Origin of the sequence: Methylophaga sp. UBA5088, assembly GCF_002414625.1 — a bacterium.
In the GTDB taxonomy this organism is placed as follows: Bacteria; Pseudomonadota; Gammaproteobacteria; order Nitrosococcales; family Methylophagaceae; genus Methylophaga; species Methylophaga marina.
Window position 1 is genome coordinate 5710 of record NZ_DIAC01000027.1, and the last position, 3953, is coordinate 9662.

General features: G+C 44.1%; 3 protein-coding genes. All 3 read left to right on the forward strand.

Annotated elements, in window-relative coordinates; genetic code table 11:
• Positions 1 to 1116 (forward strand): MFS transporter (locus tag B4K20_RS03445; RefSeq protein WP_289281894.1); only part of this gene is annotated, 1116 nt, incomplete at its 5' end.
• 124 nt (positions 1117 to 1240) lie between these two features.
• Entirely contained in the window at positions 1241 to 2590 is a 1350-nt protein-coding gene (locus tag B4K20_RS03450) for a Na(+)-translocating NADH-quinone reductase subunit A (protein WP_289281895.1), read from the forward strand.
• Positions 2591 to 2593: 3 nt separating this feature from the next.
• Positions 2594 to 3802 (forward strand): NADH:ubiquinone reductase (Na(+)-transporting) subunit B, encoded by a 1209-nt coding sequence (locus B4K20_RS03455; RefSeq protein WP_289245339.1) that lies wholly within the window; start codon positions 2594 to 2596, stop codon positions 3800 to 3802.
• Positions 3803 to 3953: the final 151 nt, after the last annotated feature.

Below are 3953 nucleotides of genomic sequence, written 5' to 3' on the forward strand. Positions count from 1 at the left end.
TTCTATTTTGCCTGTCTGGGGATCTTAGTCCCCTACTGGAGTCTATATCTAAAATGGGAAGGATTTAGTCCGAGTCAAATTGGTGAGCTGACAGCCATCTTGATGGGCTCAAGAATTATCGCACCCAATATTTGGGGATGGATAGCAGACCATTACGATCGCCGAATGCGTATTGTAAGGCTCGCTAGCTTTGCCACCATCATCGTATTTTCGGCTATATTCATCGAGCAATCATACCTCGCCGTAGCCATAATTTTGATGCTATTCAGCTTCTTCTGGAATGCATCGTTACCCCAGGTTGAAGTCACCACATTGCAACACCTCGGTGAAGATAGTCATTATTACAGTAAAGTGCGTTTATGGGGGTCAATTGGCTTTATCACCATTGTCGTGATTTTAGGCAATTTACTAGAGCATTTTGAACCTGACATTGTCCCTACAGCACTGCTCTTTAGTGTCATTGGTATCTGGCTATTTAGCCTCACAGTACCGGAATCAGCAAAGACCGCTCATCACCAAACAACGTCGTTAAGAACCTTATTAAAAAGACCCAGCGTGATTGCTTTTTTGCTGGTTTGCTTATTGATGCAAGCAAGTCATGGTCCCTACTACACCTTCTATACCATTTACCTTGAACAGTATGATTACAGTAGCAGCTTGATTGGACAATTATGGGCGCTCGGTGTTTTAGCTGAAGTGGCCATATTTCTGGTGATGCATCGTTGGCTTCCCAAGTTCGGACTCCGTAATGTCTTCATGGCTAGCCTGTTACTTACAACACTGCGTTGGATTTTGATAGCCCTATTTCCGCAAAACCTTACTGTGCTAATTCTCGCTCAATTATTACATGCTGCAAGTTATGGTAGTTTTCATGCGTCTGCAATTGCTTGGGTTCATCGCCATTTCACAGGGCCAACACAAGGGAGAGGACAAGCCTTATACAGCAGTGCCAGCTTTGGTGCCGGTGGTGTGATTGGCAGCTTATTCAGCGGTTATATGTGGGATAGCCCTGGCGCCATATGGACATTTTTAATTGCTAGCGTGTTTAGCTTTTTAGGGTTCGTTCTTGCCTATAGATGGCTGAAAGAATCTGATCGCATTCAAGCAGATGAATGATTTAAGCTGATATTTATCGGGATTTCTGCTTTCTTTCATCAGAAACAATACTTATACTTACAAGCTGGGAATTTAACGTAACACAGATAGCAGGTACGTCCGTTGTCTCCTGATCAGGTGAAGTATGCATTTCTCGATTAAGAAAGGGCTAGATTTGCCCATCTCGGGGAAACCCGAACAAACTATCTATGATGGCAATAAAGTCAATTCAGTAGCCATATTGGGTAATGAATATGTAGGTATGAAACCTACGATGATGGTGGAAGAAGGCCAGAAAGTTAAACTCGGACAGCCATTATTCACTGATAAAAAGAACCCAGGTGTTCAATTTACCTCCCCCGGAGCAGGCATCGTAAAAGCCATCAATCGTGGTGCGAAACGAGCATTACAATCAGTGATAATTGAGTTAGAGGGTGATGATGAAATCACTTTCGAACAATATGATGCTAACAATCTCGATAATCTAAAGCGTGCAGATATCACAAAAAACTTGATTGACTCAGGTTTATGGCTAGCATTCCGCACACGTCCATACAGCCGCTCCCCAGCTGTTGAAGCTGTCCCTGATGCGATTTTTGTCACGGCCATTGATACCAACCCTCTTGCCGCTGATCCCAGTATTATCATTAGCGAATATGCTGAAGAGTTTAAACATGGTTTAACGATTCTCAGTCAACTGACAGAAGGAAAAGTCTATGTCTGCCAGGCTCCAGACACAGCCCTTCCAGTCAATCAGAAAAATAATATCGAAGTTCATACTTTTTCTGGTCCCCACCCAGCAGGTTTAGCGGGTACACACATTCATTTCCTTGAACCGGTCAGCGCTAGCAAATCAGTGTGGACTATCGGTTATCAAGATGTCATCGCCATTGGTAAGCTTTTCACAACTGGACGCCTCTGGGTTGAGCGCGTTGTTTCTTTTGCCGGACCACTGGTAAACAAGCCTCGCCTAATTCGCACACGTCTGGGAGCTAGCACCCAGGACTTAGTGTTTGGTGAAGTTCAGAATATTCAGTCTCGTATCATTTCTGGTTCTGTGTTGCATGGCCATACGGCTAACAACTGGGCAGCCTATCTAGGCCGTTTTCATAATCAAATCTCAGTGATTGCTGAAAGTGTTGAGCGTGAGTTACTCGGTTGGATTCGTCCCGGTGGTAAAGGCAAATTTTCTTCGCTTAATGTTTTCTTTTCGAGCATTTTTCGTCAAAAAGATGTCCCTTTAACGACATCACAAAATGGCAGTCCCCGTGCGATGGTTCCAGTAGGTGTTTTTGAACGAGTCATGCCACTGGATATTTTGCCGACACAGTTACTGCGCTCTTTGCTGGTTAAAGACACTGATACAGCACAACAGCTGGGCTGTTTGGAACTCGACGAAGAAGATTTGTCATTATGTTCCTTTGTCTGTTCAGGTAAATATGACTATGGCCCAGCACTTAGAACGAATTTGACACAAATTGAGATAGAAGGATAGTTGATGGCACGCTTAAGACGTTTTCTTGATCGTATCGAGCCACAATTTCAGAAAGGCGGCCCATACGAAAAGTATTTCGCGTTATATGAGATGGTGGATACGTTTATTTATTCACCCGCTGATGTAACAAGAGGCTCTCCTCACGTCCGTGATGCTATCGATCTCAAGCGGGTAATGAGCTATGTTGTTGTAGCCACGTTCCCTGTGTTGTTATTGATGCTCTGGAATACAGGTTTTCAAGCCAACAACGCAATTACACAGATGGGCATGACAGACTTAGATGGCTGGCGTAATTGGATAATGAGCTCGTTAGGCATTGCCTACGATCCCAATAGTCTATTCGCTAATATGTTCCACGGGCTGCTTTACTTTTTACCCATGTACATCACCACACTCGTTGCTGGGGGTGTTTTTGAGGTCATCTTTGCAGCAGTCAGGAATCATGAAGTCAATGAAGGTTTCTTAGTCAGTTCCATGCTGTACACCCTCACACTTCCACCTTCAACACCGTTATGGATGGTCGCACTCGGTATCATTTTTGGTGTCGTTTTGGGTAAAGAAGTATTCGGTGGTACGGGTAAAAACTTCCTCAACCCCGCATTAACAGGCCGTGCATTCCTGTACTTTGCCTATCCTGCAGCTATGTCAGGTGACGCAGTATGGACTGCAGTCGATGGCTATACTGGTGCGACCCCATTAGCACTAGCAGCATCAGGTGGCATCGATGCTGTTGAGTCAGCAGGCTATAGCTGGTCTCAAACCTTCTTTGGCATTATGCCTGGCTCATTAGGGGAAACATCAACTCTTGCTATTTTGATCGGTGCTGCTTTTCTCATCTATACCCGTGTAGCCAATTTTAGGATTATTCTCGGCGTATTTTTGGGTATGTTTGCTACAACCCTATTATTTAATCTAATAGGCAGTGATACAAACCCTATGTTTAGTGTACCGTGGTACTGGCATTTAACGATGGGCGGCCTTGCTTTTGGTATGGTCTTTATGGCGACAGACCCTGTCTCAGCAGCAATGACAAATAAAGGCCGATGGATATATGGGGCATTGATTGGTTTTATGGCGATTATGATTCGTGTCGTGAACCCAGCCTTCCCAGAAGGTATTATGCTGGCCATATTATTTGGCAATATTTTCGCCCCCCTGATCGACTATTTTGTTGTTCAGGCCAATATCAAACGCAGATTGAAGCGAAGTTAACATCATGGCTGAAACTAATACAAAAAAAGGATTATTAGGTGGGTTATTAAATTTGCCTAATGATGATCCGAAAAAAACACTCTTTATCGCTATTCTGTTATGTCTGGTTTGTTCAGTCCTGGTATCTACAGCGGCCGTATACTTACGGCCG

Excerpts from the sequence above, each read along its gene's own strand:
- B4K20_RS03450 (WP_289281895.1), top strand. The coding sequence starts at position 1,241 with ATGCATTTCTCGATTAAGAAAGGGCTAGATTTGCCCATCTCGGGGAAA.
- B4K20_RS03455 (WP_289245339.1), top strand. The coding sequence starts at position 2,594 with ATGGCACGCTTAAGACGTTTTCTTGATCGTATCGAGCCACAATTTCAG.